Genomic DNA, 16,488 nt, shown 5'->3' on the forward strand with positions numbered 1-16,488 from the left:
CGATGCCGCGTTTTGCCGCCAATTTGTCGATGATGTTTACCGAAGCGCCGTTTATCGAGCGTTTTGCCGCCGCTGCCGCAGCCGGTTTTCAGGCCGTTGAGTTTCTGTTCCCCTACGGCTTTGCCGCGAGCGAGATTAAAGCCCAGCTATCGCGTCATGATCTGACGCTGGCGCTGTTTAATACTTCGGCGGGCGATACCGCGGCGGGCGAGTGGGGACGTGCCGCGCTACCGGGGCGCGAACACGACGCGCGCGCCGATATCGATCTGGCTCTGGAATACGCTCTGGCGCTGGAATGCGAGCAGGTTCACATCATGGCGGGCGTAGTGCCGGACGGCGCTGATGGCGCACGTTATCGCGCCACGTTTATCGATAATTTGCGTTATGCCGCCGACCGGTTTGCCGCCCACGATAAACGTATTTTGATCGAAGCGCTGAGTCCCGGCGTTAAACCCGGCTACCTCTTTTCCAGCCAATATCAGGCGCTGGGCATCGCAGAAGAGGTTGACCGCCCGAATGTGTTCATCCAGCTCGACACTTTCCACGCGCAAAAAGTGGATGGCAATTTGAGTCACCTGATTCGCGAGTATGCGGGCCGCTATGCCCATGTACAAATCGCCTCGCTACCGGACAGACATGAACCGGATGATGGCGAGATCAACTACCCGTGGCTGTTCCGGCTGTTCGATGACGTAGGTTATCGCGGCTGGATAGGCTGCGAATACCAACCACGGAATACCACTCAGGACGGGCTTGGCTGGTTTAACGCCTGGCGCTAACCCTGAACTACCCTACACAACAATAAAGAGGACATCCGGATGCAGATTATCATTACCGGCGGGGGCGGCTTTTTAGGCCAGAAACTCGCAAGCGCCTTATTAAACTCATCGCTGGCGTTTAACGAACTGCTTCTTGTTGATTTAAAAATGCCTGCACGGTTATCAGATTCCCCTCGTTTACGCTGCCTGGAAGCTGACTTAACCCAGCCGGGCGTACTGGAGAATGTGATTACCGCTAATACCTCTGTTGTTTATCATCTCGCTGCGATTGTCAGCAGTCATGCGGAAGACGATTTCGATCTGGGATGGAAAGTTAACCTGGATCTTACCCGCCAGTTACTTGAGGCGTGTCGTCGGCAACCGCAGAAAATTCGTTTTGTCTTCTCCAGCTCGCTTGCCGTTTATGGCGGTACGCTGCCGGAATGCGTCACCGATACCACCGCGCTCACGCCGCGCTCGTCTTATGGCGCGCAGAAGGCCGCCTGTGAACTGTTGGTCAACGACTATACCCGCAAAGGCTATGTGGATGGGCTGGCGCTGCGTTTGCCGACGATCTGTGTTCGCCCGGGTAAACCAAACCGCGCCGCTTCTTCTTTTGTCAGCGCGATTATTCGTGAACCGTTGCAGGGCGAGACGACCATCTGTCCGGTGTCGGAAAGTTTGCGGCTGTGGATTTCCAGCCCGGCGACGGTGATCCATAACCTGTCGCTGGCCGCAACGTTACCCGCGCCTGGCGAGGCGAGCAGCATCAACTTACCCGGGATCAGCGTAACCGTGGGCGAGATGCTGGAAACGTTGCGTCAGGCGGGCGGCCAGGCGGCGCGCGATCGGGTTACGCATCAGCGCGACGAAGGCGTCGAGAAAATTGTCGCCTCCTGGCCGGGACGTATCGATAACCAGCGTGCGCTGGCGTTAGGTTTTGTCGCCGATAAACGCTTCGATGACATTATTGAACGCTTTCGACAAGATGATATGGAGGGGAGGTCATGACAAGTTTACCGACCCCAATTATCGGCCTGATCGTTGCCGTTTTCGTGCTGGTATGGCTGGTGTTACGCACCCGTGTTCATGCGCTGATCGCGATGCTGGCGGCAGCCTGTATCGCCGGTCTGTTGGGGGGAATGGGCATTGATAAAACGCTCTCTGTCATCACCAGCGGATTCGGTACGACGCTGGGCAGCATTGGCCTGGTGATTGGTCTCGGCGTAATGATGGGGCGCTTGCTGGAGGTTTCCGGCGCGGCGGAGCGTATCGCCTGGAGCTTTATCAAATGGCTGGGGAAACGCCGTGAAGAGTGGGCGCTGGCAATCACGGGTTATATTGTCAGCATCCCCATTTTCGTCGATTCCGCTTTTGTCATTCTTTATCCGGTGGCGAAAGCGCTGGCGAAAAGCGGTAAACGTTCGCTACTGACGCTGGGCGTCGCGCTGGCGGGCGGGCTGGTGGTCACGCACCATACGGTACCTCCGACGCCCGGTCCGCTGGGGGTAGCCGGGATTTTTAACGTCGACATCGGCGCAATGTTATTGACCGGGATGGCGCTGGCGGTGCCCTGTGTGATCGGCATTGTGTTCTATGCGCAGTGGCTGGATAAACGCTACCCTGATTTCGTGCCGCGTACGCTGAACGCCGATGAAGTTAATGCCGCGCTGGAGCAGTACAATAAAGAGAAAGAGCAAAAGGATCTGCCGAGCCTGACGCTCTCTCTGCTGCCTATTGTGGTGCCGATCGTGCTGATCTTCCTGAAGGCTATCTGCTCCACTCTCGCCACCATAGAAGGATGGTCCGGCCTGGCGACGCATCCGGTGGTACAGGCAATCAACTTTGTGGGAAGTCCGGTGATCGCGTTGGCCATCAGCGTTCTGCTGGCGGTGTATACGCTGGTGCCGCGCATGGATAAACATACCACTGCAGAGCGTCTGGAAGAGGGCTTGCAAAGCGCCGGGATTATCTTACTGGTCACGGGCGCTGGCGGCGCGTTGGGCGCGATCCTGCGCGACAGCGGCGCGGGGCAACAGCTGGCGGAGCAGGTTGCCAACCTGCCGATCTCGCCGATCCTGATCCCGTTTATCGTGGCGACGCTGGTACGCCTGATTCAGGGATCGGGGACGGTGGCGATGATCACTGCCGCCTCGATTTCCGCGCCGATCCTGGCGCAGATCCCCGGCATCAATATGTTGCTTGCCGCTCAGGCCGCAACGATGGGGTCGCTGTTCTTCGGCTACTTCAACGACAGCCTGTTCTGGGTGGTTAACCGCATGATGGGCGTCTCTGATGTCAAACAGCAGATGGTGGTTTGGTCTGTACCGACGACCATTGCCTGGGCGATTGGCGGCACCGGCGTGGCGCTGATAAACCTGCTGTTCGGTTCCGGCGGCAGTTGGCTCGATCCGTTACTGCCGATCGTCGTTCTGGCGGCAATTATGCTGTGGGTGCGTTGGCAGGCGCAGGGGATCAAAGACAAGCTGGTAGTTAAGGATTAAGACGGTATTATCCGTCCGGGAGCGCAATGCTCCCGGACTGGTTACAATGATGGGGCGTACTCCCCGCAATCCCATTGCGAACGTAAAAAATCAATAAATGCGCGTACTTTTGTCGATACATGGCGGGCGTCCGGATAAACGGCATAAATGCCCTGACGGGGAAAATGATAGTCGGGTAACACGTGAATTAACGTTCCATCCTCCAGTGCGGTGTTGACTAACCATTGCGGCAGTAATGCGACGCCGCTTCCCGCGAGAGCGAAGGCCATCAGCGAGCGCGCGCTGTCGACAGAAATTTTGCCGGCTTTGCTTATCTCCAGGCGTGAGTGTTGGCCATGATTATTCGTTACTGTCCACCGTAGCGGCGTAGGTAATCGCTCATGAATAATCCATTCCGCCTGGGCCAACGACTCCAGCGACGACACGGGGTGGCGGGCGAGCCACTGCGGCGCGGCGACCGGCAGAATGGTAAAGCGGGATATCAGCGCGGCGCGATAGCGGGAGTCCGCCAGCGAGCCAAGCCGAATCGCCACATCAAAGCGCTCGGCAATTAAATCGGCATGATGTGATGAGGACATATGCCGAATACGGAGATCGGGATGGCGCTGACTAAACTGCGCCAGTACCGGAATGACCACCTGTTCGCCAAACTCGGGCGTAGTGGTAATACGTAACTCGCCGCCCAGCCCACTATGGCTGGCACGCACTTCATCCTGCAAATTTTTCGCGGCATTGAGTAAATTCACGCCTTTTTGGTAAAAGAGGACGCCGGCGTCTGTGAGCGTCAGTCGTCGGGTGGAACGTAGCAGTAACGTTACGCCAAGCTCTTTTTCAAGCTGCCGAATATTAAAACTCACTACCGCTTTTGTTTGGCCCGATGCGGCGGCGGCGGCCGTGAAGCTGCCGCTATCTACCACGGCGATAAACAGCGACATACGCTGCAAATTGAGCATGGCGAGCTCCTTTACTGTCAAAATTATTTTGACAGTATATCGTTGAAGCGCGGACTTATCTGGCTTTCTCCGGACGGCTACATTAGCGCCTCTGACGGAGGATGCATAATGACGTATCGCAGTAAAGTGGCAGTGGTTTACCTGCTCGGCTTCTTTCTTGATCTGATTAATCTGTTTATTGCCAGCGTGGCTTTTCCTGCGATGTCCGTGGAGCTGCATACGTCCATATCGGCGCTGGCATGGGTGAGTAACGGTTATATCGCAGGATTAACGCTGATCGTTCCGTTTAGCGCGTTTCTTTCGCGTTATCTCGGCGCACGACGGCTGATCATATTTTCGCTCATTCTGTTTAGCGTTGCCGCCGCTGCCGCAGGTTTTGCCAATTCCTTACACAGCCTTGTTTTCTGGCGTATTGTGCAGGGGGCGGGCGGTGGCTTATTGATCCCGGTTGGTCAGGCGTTAACCTGGCAACAGTTTAAACCGCATGAACGCGCTGGCGTGTCATCGGTTGTCATGATGGTGGCGCTACTGGCGCCGGCATGTTCGCCTGCGATTGGCGGGCTGCTGGTGGAAACGTGCGGCTGGCGCTGGATATTCTTTGCCACGCTGCCAGTGGCCGTTCTCACTTTATTGCTCGCTTATTGTTGGCTGAACGTTGCGTCGACGACAATGGCGTCAGCAAGATTGCTCCATCTGCCTTTGTTGATGGACAAGCTGCTGCGTTTTGCCATGATCGTCTATCTGTGCGTACCGGGTATGTTCATTGGTATCAGCGTGGTCGGGATGTTTTATCTACAGAACGTCGCGCAGCTATCGCCTGCGGCGGCGGGGTCGCTGATGATCCCCTGGTCGATCGCTTCATTTGTCGCCATTATGCTTACCGGACGTTACTTCAATCGGCTTGGGCCGCGTCCGCTGATTATCGTCGGCTGTCTTCTTCAGGCCGCAGGGATACTGCTTTTAACTAACGTTACGCCTGCGACATCGCACCGTGTACTGATGATGATATTCGCCTTAATGGGCGCTGGCGGCAGTTTGTGCAGCAGTACTGCGCAGAGTGGCGCTTTCCTGACTATTGCTCGCCGGGACATGCCTGACGCCAGCGCGCTATGGAATCTTAATCGTCAGCTCAGCTTTTTCCTTGGCGCGACGCTGTTGACGCTGCTGTTAAACGCGCTCCAGCGCGTTATGTCGCTTGAGGTTGCTTATCGCTGGACCTTTATTGCCGCCGCCGGTATCACCCTGCTGCCCCTTATTTACGCTGTCTGTCTAAACAATAGACAGGCGCTTCTGTGCCTGAAAAAGGAAAGATCATGAATCCATATAAAGAAGATATTATTCACGCCCATGCGGCGATTGAGAACTGGCTTAGTAAGGGGATGGGTAGCCTGGAGGCGTTGATAGCACGTTTCGCTGTTGATTTTACGATGATAACGCCAGGAGGTATTTGTCTGGATTATCCGGCGCTGGGCGCTTTTTTCCAGGCGCAGCGCGCGTGTCGCCCGGGGCTGGTTATCGTGGTTGAGCACATTGACCTTGTGGCGGAGTGGCCGGAAGGCGCCGCGCTGCGTTATCGTGAGCGCCAGCAACTGCCGGGCCAGGCTGAGACGGTACGCTGGTCGACGGTCATTTTAAAAAGGGAAAGAAGACGGATAGTCTGGCGTCATTTACATGAAACGACAGTCACAGCTTGAAAAGCCTGTTCCGGCGCGCAGACCCGATAGCGCGGCGCTATCGGGTCTGACACGTTTACACCAGACTTTTCAGCCGATAGATCCACTCCAGCGCCTGGCGTGGCGTCAGGGAGTCCGGATCGAGATTCTCCAGCGCTTCAACGGCGGGCGATGTCTCCTCCGGGGCGGCAAGCAACGACATTTGCGTGCCGTCCACCTGCGTTGCCGCCGCATTGGGCGAGATGCTTTCCAGCTCGCGGAGTTTTTGGCGCGCGCGTTTGATGACTTCTTTAGGGACGCCCGCAAGCGCCGCGACCGCCAGGCCATAGCTCTTACTTGCCGCGCCGTCCTGCACGCTGTGCATAAACGCGATAGTATCGCCGTGTTCTAGCGCATCCAGGTGGACGTTCGCCACGCCTTCCATTTTCTCCGGTAATTGGGTCAGCTCGAAGTAGTGGGTAGCGAACAGCGTTAACGCTTTAATCTTATTCGCGAGATTCTCCGCGCAGGCCCAGGCCAACGACAGCCCGTCATACGTGGAGGTACCGCGCCCGATTTCATCCATCAATACCAGACTGTTTTCCGTGGCATTATGCAGAATGTTCGCGGTTTCGGTCATCTCCACCATAAAGGTCGAACGCCCGGAGGCCAGGTCATCCGCTGCGCCGACGCGGGTAAAAATACGGTCGATGGGGCCGATTTCCACGTTTTGCGCCGGAACGTAACTGCCGATATAGGCCAGCAGGGCGATCAATGCCGTTTGCCGCATATAGGTACTTTTACCGCCCATATTGGGGCCGGTAATGATCAACATCCGGCGCTGCGGCGACAGGTTGAGCGGGTTAGCGATAAACGGCTCATTCAGTACCTGTTCAACCACCGGGTGGCGACCTTCGGTAATACGGATACCGGGTTTATCGGTAAATGTCGGGCAGGTGTAATTCAGCGTCCAGGCGCGTTCGGCCAGGTTAACCAGCACATCCAGCTCCGCCAGCGCGTTGGCGCTCTGCTGTAAATCGGCCAGATGCGGCAACAGCAGATCAAACAATTCGTCATATAGCTGTTTTTCCAGCGCCAGCGCTTTGCCTTTCGAGGTCAGAACTTTATCTTCGTACTCTTTTAGCTCAGGAATAATGTAGCGTTCGGCATTTTTCAGCGTCTGGCGACGCACATAATTGATGGGCGCCAGATGGCTTTGACCACGGCTAATCTGAATGTAATAACCATGTACCGCGTTATAGCCGACTTTCAGCGTATCCAGCCCGGTACGCTCGCGTTCGCGAATTTCCAGACGATCGAGATAATCGGTGGCGCCATCCGCCAGCGCGCGCCATTCGTCCAGCTCTTCATGGTAGCCGGGCGCAATAACGCCGCCGTCGCGGACCAGTACCGGCGGCGCGTCAATAATGGCGCGTTCCAGGAGGTCGCGCAGTTCGGCGAAATCGCCCATTTTTTTACGCAACGCCTGTACCGGCGCGCTGTCAACGGTTTCAAGCTGAGCGTGCAATTCCGGCAGTTGCTGAAAGGCGTGACGCATTCGGGCGAGATCGCGCGGACGTGCGGTGCGCAGCGCCAGACGCGCAAGGATACGCTCCAAATCGCCGACCTGACGCAGCACCGGTTGCAGTTCGCTGACGGTGTCCTGCAAGGCGCCGATGGTCTGCTGGCGTTCACGCAATATGTCGGTATTTCGTACCGGCATATGCAGCCAGCGTTTAAGCATTCGGCTACCCATTGGCGTCACGGTACAGTCAAGCACCGCGGCGAGGGTATTTTCGACACCGCCGGCCAGGTTCTGGGTAATTTCCAGATTGCGGCGGGTCGCGGCATCCATAATGATGCTGTCCTGCTGGCGTTCCATCGTAATGGAACGAATATGCGGCAGGGAGGTGCGCTGGGTATCTTTTACGTACTGTAACAGGCAGCCTGCCGCACATAATCCACGCGAGGCATTTTCGACGCCGAAACCGACCAGATCCCGCGTACCGAATTGCAGATTTAACTGCTGGCGGGCGGTATCAATCTCAAACTCCCACAACGGGCGACGGCGCAGACCCCGGCGTCCCTCTATTAACGCCATTTCAGCAAAATCTTCGGCATACAACAGTTCGGCGGGATTGGTGCGCTGCAGCTCTGCGGCCATCGTTTCACGGTCGGCGGGTTCGCTCAGACGAAAGCGCCCGGAGCTGATATCCAGCGTGGCGTAACCGTAGCCTTTACCATCCTGCCAGATAGCCGCCAGCAGGTTATCCTGACGCTCCTGTAACAGGGCTTCATCGCTGATGGTGCCAGGCGTAACGATACGCACGACCTTACGTTCAACGGGACCTTTGCTGGTGGCCGGATCGCCAATCTGTTCGCAAATAGCGACGGATTCGCCCTGATTGACCAGTTTCGCGAGGTAGTTTTCTACGGCGTGGTGCGGGATACCCGCCATAGGGATAGGTTCGCCAGCCGATGCGCCGCGTTTGGTCAGCGAAATATCGAGCAACTGCGACGCACGCTTTGCGTCGTCATAAAACAGCTCGTAAAAGTCTCCCATACGATAAAAGAGCAGGATCTCCGGATGCTGGGCTTTCAGCTTGAGATACTGCTGCATCATCGGGGTGTGGTTGGAGAAGTCCTTATCAAATGACTCATTCATATTGATTTTACTCGTTTTTTTATTCTTTCAAGTGCTCATGTGGCCCCGGGTAAAACCCTTATAAACTCACATAAACCCATAAATTTGTAGCTCACCTGTAGCCTAAAATGTGACAGGTTACATTCTCATCATTCCTGGACTACAACAGGGGTGATACTTTGAAAACAACTCTCAGCCAGCCTTTCATTATCAACAAGTAAGTATCAATGTTAAGCCTGCACTCAGTCGCTCTGGAAAAGTCGTTTTCGAAGCTAACCCAGCTCAAAAACTCTACATTGTTTTCGATGACCACAGAGAAGCTCCTGCTGGTTTCGGGGTAAAAGCCAGTTTGACGAAAAAAACCTACGTAATCCAGCGAAGAGTAGCCTCGTCAGATCGTAATGTCAGTGAGGGTAGGAAGCCAAGTTCTGTCTTGAAAGTAAAAGTTGGAAATGTGTTCGATTTTCCAAATATTGACGAAACAAGGCAAGTAGCCAGGCAATTAGTTCAGACCATGCTCGCAACAAAGAGAAATCCCAACAAAATTAAGAGGGAAACGGATGCTTCCGAACTCAAAATGAGACTGTAATTAAAATTGTGTAATTGCCTGATTTTGATATGTTCGATTCAACATCAAAAGCTGGTTGCTTTATGGACGAAAAACAGTTGCAGGCTCTGGCTAATGCACTGGCCAAAATCTCAAAATACCTGAAGATCTCAGCCCGTTCGATCGTCTGCTGAAGAAAAACCAGACCCGCATTTCCGGCATAGATAATCAACATGCTATTAAAAAGCGTACGGTGTTTCCGACGGACGAGTCAGTGAAAAAGGTCGTGTGACTGGCAATTCAGGCCGACATCCGAAAATGGACAATGTCGCTAAGGGACTGGCTCATGACAACGAGTCGCTTTATTATCACGCTCGGGTTCGGTAGCCGCCTGGACGTTCACTTCTGAGAAAGGCATTTACACCGAATGGTGTATAGGCTCGTGGTTGGTCTTCGGTGAGAGGCAGGATGTCTCTCATTAATCTCCGGGAGCGTACAATAGTTGCTCCGGCAGCCTGAAGGATGAAGTGTATATAACCTAAAACATAACGGATATAGCTTCCTTACTCAACCTGACGTAATACGCCGACAGTAAAATCAGGGATACCATACCATCATGGAAAGTCGTCAATACACCCGGCATCTTTCGCTTTCGGAGCTGAAATGGTTTGCTATCGGGATCGGTTTTTTTATTCTCAGCATAGCAACAGCCACCGTGAATTATCGGCTTTCCGGTATATCGCTACTGGTGGGCCTGTTGTTTATCATCTGGAAATTCAGCGTCACAGTTCTGTTTCTGTTTACGCCGCGCAGGATGACGTTAACCGAAACCGCGTTGCAGGCCGGGCATCGTGTTATCCATTACGATGCGCTTGAATCAATGCGTCTGCTCCATCAATCCGACAAACTCATCTTGCGCCACAGTGGCGGCAAGAAGTACGTCATCTACCTTGATTTCTGGAACGATGGCAACGGAATTTACGACCGACTGGCTGCTGAACTTGTCCGGCGACACGGTTCTGCGCTGGGGGCGCGCCTCGCCGCCGATGGACGTCTTAAATTCGGCAAAGTGACCGCGCTGGCGGATCGGCTTGAACACAAAAACCGGGCGGTGCCGTATGCGCAGATCGCCAGTATTCGCACCCAGCGCGAGGAGGGTGCTGGCAGTTCAATGAGCTATCTGATGATTAGCACCGCTACGGGCCGGATCTGCAAAATCGACCGCTCCACTATCGTCAATGAGCCGCTGCTGCTCAACTTTCTTTCCCAGCGTTTACCCGCCTGACGACATTTTTATACAAGGATGAATCAATGGAACTATACGTATCAAAAACCAGCCAGCAAAACATGCCTGTGGAGTTCAATATCTATTATTCCAGATCTAAAACGTTGGTTGGTATTGTGTTCTGGATTTGTATGATGGGAGTTTTTATTGCACTGGCGGTGAATATGGCCACCGATCCCGAGGAGCCCAAAACTGGCGGTGCCGTCTTTATGGGACTTATTTGTTGCGGCAGTCTGTTATTTATTGTGCGCCTGGCTCGCTCATTTTTAAGCGCGGCAAAGCCGGCAGTCACCATCAGTCGTGAAGGTATTCGCTTCTGTAATGGCAAATTCGCGGCCTGGACAAATATCGCCGAAAACACCTGGCATTCACAGAGCATTAACTTCATCCCGGCCGCCGCCAGTATTAAGATTGTGTTGCATGAAGGCAAGCCGATCCATTTCGCCACCACGGTTATTGCGCTTTCTTCCGATAGGTATCTTGAGATGTGCGATCTTTACTCGTCTCAGGCGCTCGAGTAACTACCTGCGTCGGATTACGGCTTCGTTTTTTTGGCCTGCGATCTTAATGCTGAAATGGGCAGAAAAACGCGAAATTTAGACGCTATTACGAATGGGCAATGGTACTTATTGAAGGCTATATCATTGCCCATAATGCAGGGAGGGTTAATATGCTATGATAGAATTCTATGTTTGAATATATATCCTCAGAATACAAAATAAAGTAACGCTATCGTTGCGTATATTATATAATTCTATTTCCAGATTACTTTATTTTAAAAAAAGACAGATTGCCTGAACAGAAAGAACCGGTGTCAATGTAGATTTGATTGGCGAATGTTGTTGTGTAGTCAACAATCATATGGCCGAAGATAAAAGTATCCGCACCGCGTATTGGATGGATATTCCCCTGTAACGAACCAAGCAGACGATCGCGTGACCATAGAACGCTATCAATATCAACTTGCTTCCCATAATCGTAGCTGTCATCTGGATAATCGGCATGGGCAATCACGTACTTCTTTGAGGACGTTTCAACCTCTATGATGTGAGGACGCTGCTTAAAAGTTAGTAATAGCTCAGTGGCTTCTTGCCTGTCTTTTTCGGTGACCGAGTCGTACCAGTAACCACCGTTTACATACCAGAAATTGCCATCCTGTGTTTCAAAAGCGTCAAGCGCCATAGCTTCATGATTACCCACTACAGAAATAAACCATGAGGCATTTAACAGTCTCAGTGTTTCAAGGTTTTCTTTTCCTCGATCAATGTTATCTCCAGTGGAGATCAAGAGATCGGTATCAGGAGAGAAATGTAATTGAGCCAGTCTTGATAACAATAAGGAGTAACATCCATGAATATCACCAACGACCCAAATGTGGCGATAGAGATCGCTGTTGATGTCAGCATAACGGATTAATTCCATGATGTTCCTATAGCACAATTTTGGAGGCTGGTATTATAACAAAGAAATAGGGTAATATTAAATTTTATTCTTTAAAATACACAGTTATTAAAATAGCCTACAAGCTAGAAATCAACAGAGAATATATATTTTATGAATCGGTTAATTAAAGTAGACGATGTGCTTGAAAGATGCACGATTTCTCGCGCAACACTTTATTGATTAATTGCAAAGGCATACTTTCCCGCTCAGAGGCTCGACAGATGCGCAGGCACTGCCGGGGCTGATTAGCCAGACTCACCGTAAAATCAGGGAAGCCTCGGCTGACGGCGCTTATGACACGCGCTATTGCCATGATGTGTTATTAATCAGGCCGCTAATCCCGCCACGAAGCGGTGCGCGATACTGGCCGGGCAAGTACCATGAGCGTAACCACGCGGTGGCGAATCAACATCGGAGCGGCAGCAATGAGGTCTGGAAAAGAAAGTGGGCTATCACCGTCATTCAGTAGTGGAAACAGCGATGTTCCGTATCAAAACCTTGCTGGGCGGCCATCTGAGCCAGCGGAACTATGGTGCGCAGGTGGGTGAAGCGATGGCGATGGTCAAAGCGCTGAACCGGATGACGTTGTTGGCAATGCCGACCAGCGTCAGGCTCGTATAACGAGTGCTCCGATGGGAGTCCTGTATCCTTATCGTTGGCCGATTCTGAATTATTCAACAAAGCCTCATGTTGTCATAACCTACCAGATGCAGATAAAGCAGCATAAAGCGTTTTAAACGACAGCAACAAGGAAAGGGGTTGATCGTTTAATGGTACTGCGCCAAATCCTTTGTACCAGTCGCAGACCTGTTTATTTTTGGCATCAATAAGCAGGGCTACGCCGCCGACCTGCAAAGCCGCCTGTATGCAACGCTTTCCGGCAGATAACAAAAGTTGTGCTCCCAGCCCTTGCCCCTGCATAGATTTGTCTACGGCTAAACGACCCAGACGAAACACTGGCACATCATATCTCCCTAATCCTTTGCTGATTGCGCCGGGAACCTGTGCATATATCAGTGATGCAGGACTGACTGAGTAAAAGCCGTGGATACGTGTAACATCCGAATTATCAAGCGCAACATAGGTTTTCGTTGTCCCTTTCTCATGATTTTGTAGTGCATGGCGTTGTAGGAATTGGTTCAGATCGGCATCCCCACAATCAAAATTCATTCGATTGTGGGTTTTCCCTATCGCGGCCTCATGCCAGTCTGTAAACATCATTTCTTCATGTCCGGCAGGGCGAAAGCAGCGGCAAGAAGCTTTTCATTCGGCGCTGGCGGGTTATCTAAAATTTCCATGATCATTTGAGTATCACGCTCCGTCAGATATACCCGTTCGGCGGCATCAACAATCTTCTGTGCGACAGGTAGTACGTTACTGACCACAAAATCCGTCAGGTTGGTTTGCTGGATTGCCGCAGCGCGGACTATCAACTTTTTGGCATCCGTCGATACACGTAACGACAGTCTTTCGTTAGATTCTATAGCTATCTGAGGCATGGTTTTCATCCTCCTGTTTATGAACAATATGTACAATTATAATACATATCTGTACGCTTTCAAGGCGTACATGTGAGGCTGATATAGTCCAGGCATGGCAAGAAGGTCGTTCACTGTCTTTAAACAGGGGATTAACTTCGGTTTATCGCGATTGTATTACTTTAATCTCACTGATTACGTATCATCAGGGAGTTTGCTAAATATATTCATGATTCTCTTTTTTGCCGTAACTGCTTGATTGATCCTACCCGCGTAATAGGGACACAACCCTAAGCGGCGGACATCTCCTGCTCACGTTCAGAAGAAGAGAGCTGAGTTTCGCCAGCTGTAGATCTGTGATTTATACAGGTTAAGCTCGCTGGTGGCAGCGGCCACCCCAATGCGTTCCGCCAGTTTCAGGGCTTCCTGACGAAATTCAAGCGCGTGCTGCTTGCGTGGCTTTTTGGTGGTTGATGCTGGTTTTGTTATGTGAGTCACCTCTTGCTTGAGCGTTTACTCACTTAGTTGCGTGTCCACTATTGCTGAGTAAGATCAGAAGGTTAAAAATCAACAAAGGCTCAACGGCGTGCATTAGGCCCTGGTGATGAAGGTGGCATATGGGAGGATGTATATCCTACACTTTCATCCGGATGATGTAACAAAAATACAGGTATCGGTAATGAAACAATCATCACCGTTTAATAGAGGCCCATATATTGAGGTTCCATAATGGAAGAAGTTAACTCTGAATTCACAATCGTTGTTGAGTCTGATCTGGATAAATATGAGTTAATTGATTTTTTATCCCAAGGGATTCCAGACATAATAAAAGTGAACTTATTATATTTAAGATACGAAAATACAATGATTACAATAGAAATAAATTATGACTGTAATCCTAAGTTGATAAATGAGAATGATGGTTGGCTGTATTATAAATATGAATTAACGGTATTTTCCATGGAGAATACCTCGTATGAATATCAGTATGAATTAGCGAATAAAATTATGAATGCTCTACGTGAGGCGGGATATCTGGCAGAATCAATTTGGTAATATACCGGTACCTATGTAACAGCATCGTCGCCACCATACATGCAGGCTAAAAAAGAGTGAATAGTCAAGTACTTCAGAAATATCTACTCGCGATATACCACCAGAACCAAATGGTCAATTTAAAACGGATGGCGTCAGAGTTACTGGTGGTCGAAAGGTAGATACAACACATTATTTTAATTTGAAAAGTATATGAAATTTACTACTTTTAATTTTAATCGATTAATAAAATTCATAGTAATTAGCTCCTGATTAATTCGACATGTTTTTCATTAATCATAAAGCCATTTCCCAGCTTTCGCTGATTCAGAAAACATTCTGATTGTTAAAGGCTTACGAGTTCGTTCTACATCTTCCCGTTTTAATTTAAACCATCGTGTAAGCAGTGGAGTATTCTCCCAAGGGAAATAACACGACCATTTAACTTGTGATAAATCTACATTAAATTTTTTTTCAAATTTATCCAAAGCTTCATGCAGGTCATCGCCTGGAGCTTCAAATAAATCAGAATCAAGTTCTAATGGGATTTCTTTCCAATTGCTGTCTAAATATCCGGGAATCTCTTCACGGAAGAGTGCTAACACCTCTTGCTGAATTGTGTCCATCAAAAGGATGTCCATTGTATACGATCTTTAGGGCGTGCTATTAGGTTGTATTTTGCCTGAGTTCTCCTTGATACCTGGTAAATTGAATTCACAAGACCAACCCAACCTAACCATGGAACATATCGTGCTATGACTGCGGCAAGATTATTTGTTTTTCGCATTCTTATACCAACGGGTGTAGGAACTCTAATACCAAAAGGAGTTCGTGCATTTCGTAAAAGCATTCTCCCATACCTGGAGATAACACTTGTCCCTTTGATTGCCTCTCCCGGTTTCGTTCTGGTTTTTAACCACGGTTGCCCGGCGAGGATAGCAGCACCTGACTCAATGCCAATCCCAAGTTCATCACAAAATTGCTCAAGGAAAATTACATCAAATAGTTCACCTGCTGACAGGTTCGATTGTCCGTGGTAGAAGTAGGTTCCGTTTAGTTCTTCTGTCGTATCCATTCAATCACCTTATAGACTGTTTGCCATTCATTCCAGGCATCGGGACGTTTCTGCCGCTATACTAGCCTGGTCGTCAATACGCTGTCACGGGTAAAAAGAACGTTATCCGCGAAAAGTGGATGGGGTATCGCAACAATGCCAACATGTGGGGCAAGAGGGGGATGTCAGTTTACCGCGATATACGAGACGATAGTTTGTCAGTATAAGTTTCGGCTATTTTCCCGAGTCTGGGAGGCAGTTCTTTATCGCAAATAAAAAAAGCAGCAGCGAGGTGCTGCTGTATCAAAAAGCAGATTGATAAATGCAACGTAAGAGACAAATGGCCAACCGTAAAAGTGACCATAGCTATAATAATTATATTGATATTAAGTGGCAATGCAAAATATGGTCTTAATTATATCATGATGAGTTCAGCCAACGGTGATATGGCCTTATAAGGCTTGCAGTCTTTCATGGGCAGCAAGTAACGTCTGATATATGCTTAAATTCTTACTTCCGGGTTCAAGCAAAACTTTTTTAAATTCGGTCATGAGTTGCTCTTCATCTTCTTTCGAACGCATGTATTGTGGATGTTCCTGGAAGAAGGTGAGCGCCTGCTCTTTGGTTTGTTTATATTTTTCGCAAAAAATGCTTGAGCTGATTGCGCTATTTTTTGATGCGGAATTATCAGCGTTCTGGTTTGATAATGATTTATTCTTCGCAAGGTCTGACGGCACATACGGAAGAGACTGACACTCATCAATACTATTTGCGTTGGCCAGTTGCTCTTTCTGAGCGCCAGGTTGCTGTACCGGTTTGCTCACGGAGGAAGGGAGGGGCACCTGGGCACAGCCGATCAGTAAAAAGACAGGAAGACAGCTATAAAATTTTTTCATATTAACTCCAACTACAGAAGAATGAGGCGCAATGTTTTTACACAACCGTCAGAATGTTATCTGACAATAGTGATAAGGGGCGAATGCGTTTCAGGAATGCTAGCAAAAAAAACTCCTGATATAAATAATTAATTCTCCATCCAGATGACAATATCTGAATTTTTGCTGCTGCAGAACAATAAGCCAGAATTTATATACTATGAGCTGATTTTCTATTTTAAATCAGCGGGTGCTGTGCA

Annotated in this window: 16 protein-coding genes and 4 pseudogenes; 11 read left to right on the forward strand and 9 right to left on the reverse strand. The window is 50.3% G+C overall.

From position 1 onward, the window contains the following. Positions 1-2: 2 nt before the first annotated feature. Genes NA197_RS06820 through NA197_RS06830 form a run of 3 tightly spaced genes read left to right on the forward strand, consistent with a single transcriptional unit; the run spans position 3 to position 3,262 of the window. Positions 3-779 carry an HPr family phosphocarrier protein gene (locus NA197_RS06820; protein ID WP_064042862.1) on the forward strand — a complete coding sequence of 259 codons (777 nt, stop codon included), beginning with the start codon at positions 3-5 and terminating at the stop codon, positions 777-779. 39 nt (positions 780-818) lie between these two features. Then, entirely contained in the window at positions 819-1,769 is a 951-nt protein-coding gene (gene denD / locus NA197_RS06825; protein WP_001165727.1) for a D-erythronate dehydrogenase, read from the forward strand. Beyond that, on the forward strand, positions 1,766-3,262 hold the full coding sequence (locus NA197_RS06830) for a GntP family permease (protein WP_000202719.1): 1,497 nt from the start codon (positions 1,766-1,768) through the stop codon (positions 3,260-3,262). The genes denD and NA197_RS06830 overlap by 4 nt, the downstream gene beginning before the upstream one ends. Before the next feature lie 41 nt (positions 3,263-3,303). On the opposite strand, the gene NA197_RS06835 is transcribed toward NA197_RS06830, so the two are convergent. Continuing rightward, the gene (locus NA197_RS06835; protein ID WP_074181571.1) at positions 3,304-4,236 is read right to left on the reverse strand and encodes a LysR family transcriptional regulator; all 933 of its coding nucleotides are present in this window, start codon (positions 4,234-4,236) and stop codon (positions 3,304-3,306) included. A gap of 87 nt (positions 4,237-4,323) precedes the next feature. Between NA197_RS06835 and NA197_RS06840 the strand changes: the two genes are divergently transcribed. After that, the gene (locus NA197_RS06840) at positions 4,324-5,532 is read left to right on the forward strand and encodes an MFS transporter (protein WP_064042860.1); all 1,209 of its coding nucleotides are present in this window, start codon (positions 4,324-4,326) and stop codon (positions 5,530-5,532) included. After that, positions 5,529-5,909 carry a DUF4440 domain-containing protein gene (locus NA197_RS06845; RefSeq protein ID WP_064042859.1) on the forward strand — a complete coding sequence of 127 codons (381 nt, stop codon included), beginning with the start codon at positions 5,529-5,531 and terminating at the stop codon, positions 5,907-5,909. Before NA197_RS06840 ends, NA197_RS06845 begins: the two co-directional genes overlap by 4 nt. A 55-nt stretch (positions 5,910-5,964) precedes the next feature. Here NA197_RS06845 and mutS read toward each other — a convergent pair whose 3' ends face one another. Further along, complete coding sequence (gene mutS, locus NA197_RS06850) at positions 5,965-8,532, reverse strand: DNA mismatch repair protein MutS (protein ID WP_001005807.1); 2,568 nt, start codon at positions 8,530-8,532, stop codon at positions 5,965-5,967. A 158-nt stretch (positions 8,533-8,690) separates the two neighbouring features. On the opposite strand from mutS, the pseudogene NA197_RS06855 reads away from it, so the two are divergent. The 4 genes and pseudogenes from NA197_RS06855 to NA197_RS06870 all read left to right on the forward strand — a co-directional run. Continuing rightward, positions 8,691-9,088 (forward strand): annotated as a pseudogene (locus NA197_RS06855) (cytoplasmic protein); the annotation flags it as partial. 199 nt (positions 9,089-9,287) lie between these two features. Then, positions 9,288-9,467: pseudogene (locus tag NA197_RS06860) on the forward strand (hypothetical protein); the annotation flags it as partial. 207 nt (positions 9,468-9,674) lie between these two features. Further along, positions 9,675-10,343 (forward strand): hypothetical protein, encoded by a 669-nt coding sequence (locus NA197_RS06865; RefSeq protein WP_000445914.1) that lies wholly within the window; start codon positions 9,675-9,677, stop codon positions 10,341-10,343. 26 nt (positions 10,344-10,369) lie between these two features. Then, positions 10,370-10,864 carry a hypothetical protein gene (locus tag NA197_RS06870; protein WP_064042858.1) on the forward strand — a complete coding sequence of 165 codons (495 nt, stop codon included), beginning with the start codon at positions 10,370-10,372 and terminating at the stop codon, positions 10,862-10,864. A gap of 244 nt (positions 10,865-11,108) precedes the next feature. Here the strand turns inward: NA197_RS06870 and pphB are convergent, their stop codons facing one another. Further along, positions 11,109-11,765 (reverse strand): protein-serine/threonine phosphatase, encoded by a 657-nt coding sequence (pphB, locus tag NA197_RS06875; RefSeq protein WP_031604883.1) that lies wholly within the window; start codon positions 11,763-11,765, stop codon positions 11,109-11,111. Positions 11,766-11,991: 226 nt separating this feature from the next. Here pphB and NA197_RS06880 point away from each other — a divergent pair. Further along, positions 11,992-12,407, forward strand: a pseudogene (locus tag NA197_RS06880) (transposase); the annotation flags it as partial. Between the two features lie 72 nt (positions 12,408-12,479). On the opposite strand, the gene NA197_RS06885 reads toward NA197_RS06880, so the two are convergent. The 3 genes and pseudogenes from NA197_RS06885 to NA197_RS06895 form a co-directional block, all read right to left on the reverse strand. Beyond that, positions 12,480-13,007 (reverse strand): GNAT family N-acetyltransferase, encoded by a 528-nt coding sequence (locus NA197_RS06885; protein ID WP_000971649.1) that lies wholly within the window; start codon positions 13,005-13,007, stop codon positions 12,480-12,482. Then, the gene (locus NA197_RS06890; protein WP_000855694.1) at positions 13,004-13,294 is read right to left on the reverse strand and encodes a DUF1778 domain-containing protein; all 291 of its coding nucleotides are present in this window, start codon (positions 13,292-13,294) and stop codon (positions 13,004-13,006) included. The genes NA197_RS06885 and NA197_RS06890 overlap by 4 nt, the downstream gene beginning before the upstream one ends. Before the next feature lie 269 nt (positions 13,295-13,563). After that, positions 13,564-13,753: pseudogene (locus NA197_RS06895) on the reverse strand (IS3 family transposase); the annotation flags it as partial. 240 nt (positions 13,754-13,993) lie between these two features. Between NA197_RS06895 and NA197_RS06900 the strand changes: the two are divergent. Continuing rightward, positions 13,994-14,320: a hypothetical protein gene (locus NA197_RS06900; RefSeq protein WP_000393300.1), complete on the forward strand. Its 327-nt coding sequence runs from the start codon at positions 13,994-13,996 to the stop codon at positions 14,318-14,320. Between the two features lie 272 nt (positions 14,321-14,592). Here the strand turns inward: NA197_RS06900 and NA197_RS06905 are convergent, their stop codons facing one another. From NA197_RS06905 to invH, 3 genes are all read right to left on the reverse strand, one after another. After that, positions 14,593-14,940 (reverse strand): DUF1493 family protein, encoded by a 348-nt coding sequence (locus NA197_RS06905; protein ID WP_001669174.1) that lies wholly within the window; start codon positions 14,938-14,940, stop codon positions 14,593-14,595. Further along, on the reverse strand, positions 14,925-15,374 hold the full coding sequence (locus NA197_RS06910) for an STM2901 family protein (RefSeq protein ID WP_000381612.1): 450 nt from the start codon (positions 15,372-15,374) through the stop codon (positions 14,925-14,927). The genes NA197_RS06905 and NA197_RS06910 overlap by 16 nt, the downstream gene beginning before the upstream one ends. A 431-nt stretch (positions 15,375-15,805) precedes the next feature. Further along, complete coding sequence (gene invH, locus NA197_RS06915) at positions 15,806-16,249, reverse strand: SPI-1 type III secretion system invasion lipoprotein InvH (protein WP_000715096.1); 444 nt, start codon at positions 16,247-16,249, stop codon at positions 15,806-15,808. Positions 16,250-16,488 lie beyond the last annotated feature (239 nt).

It is taken from the genome of Salmonella sp. NW884, assembly GCF_051700745.1.
GTDB lineage: Bacteria > Pseudomonadota > Gammaproteobacteria > Enterobacterales > Enterobacteriaceae > Salmonella > Salmonella enterica.